This window comes from Pantoea sp. EKM103V (assembly GCF_011800365.1).
GTDB lineage: Bacteria > Pseudomonadota > Gammaproteobacteria > Enterobacterales > Enterobacteriaceae > Pantoea > Pantoea anthophila.
The window spans coordinates 1-724 of sequence record NZ_JAALFQ010000035.1; the positions used below are offsets into that span (position 1 = coordinate 1).

1 protein-coding gene is annotated in these 724 nt (G+C 61.9%); it reads left to right on the forward strand.

Features of this window, described 5'->3' with window-relative positions; translation table 11 throughout:
- Positions 1 to 227, forward strand: a 227-nt coding sequence (locus tag HFD97_RS22000) for a hypothetical protein (RefSeq protein WP_244319852.1), incomplete at its 5' end; no start/stop codon positions are given.
- Positions 228 to 724 lie beyond the last annotated feature (497 nt).

A 724-nucleotide genomic window follows, 5' to 3' on the forward strand; every position in this document is an offset into this window, starting at 1 on the left:
CAGACCAGACACTGACGATCGGCAACGACCAGCTTACCGACGACATTAACGACCTGGAGGAGTCGCTTTACGAGTTTCACCTGCGGCTGCGGGACATGACAAAACGCCATCTTTTCCGCGGCGCGGCGCCGGCCCAGAAAATGGCCGGGATGCTGATCGAACAGATTGATACAGAACTGGTGGCGCTGTACCGGCGCGCTGCCGAAATGCGCGGGCACCTGAAGTAACGGACGGGGCGGTCATTTTATGACCGCCTGCTGTCTGTGCGCGGAGACCGCCGCCGCTGCGCTTTTGTCCACAGGGTTATCGTCAGGCTATGCACCCGGACTGTGGACAGAATGAAATAAGGAAGTTGCTGCGCGCCGCTTTTTTCCGCCATGCGGCGGAACAGGGCAGAAAACCTGGTCCGTGCAGCCTGTGGCCGGTGCCGTGACTTCACTTTAGCCCGGCCGCTGCGTGTTCAAGAGATCGCTCCGCTCGCCTCCTCGCCCGTTCGCACTCGCTCCGCCGTGCTTACTTCCGTCGCGCCGCCGCTCAGAAATTCGCGCCAGCGCCGTGCGTAATCCCGCCTCCCGCTCGCTTGCGCTGCGGCCTCGTCGTCGCTCCTGAACACTCCGCTTTCCGCCGGGCTGTCATTCATTCACGGCACAGGCCGGAACCTTAACCCCCTCTGACTGCGGAGATGTCTGATGAACACACAACCCCACGTTTTACAGCCGGCGTC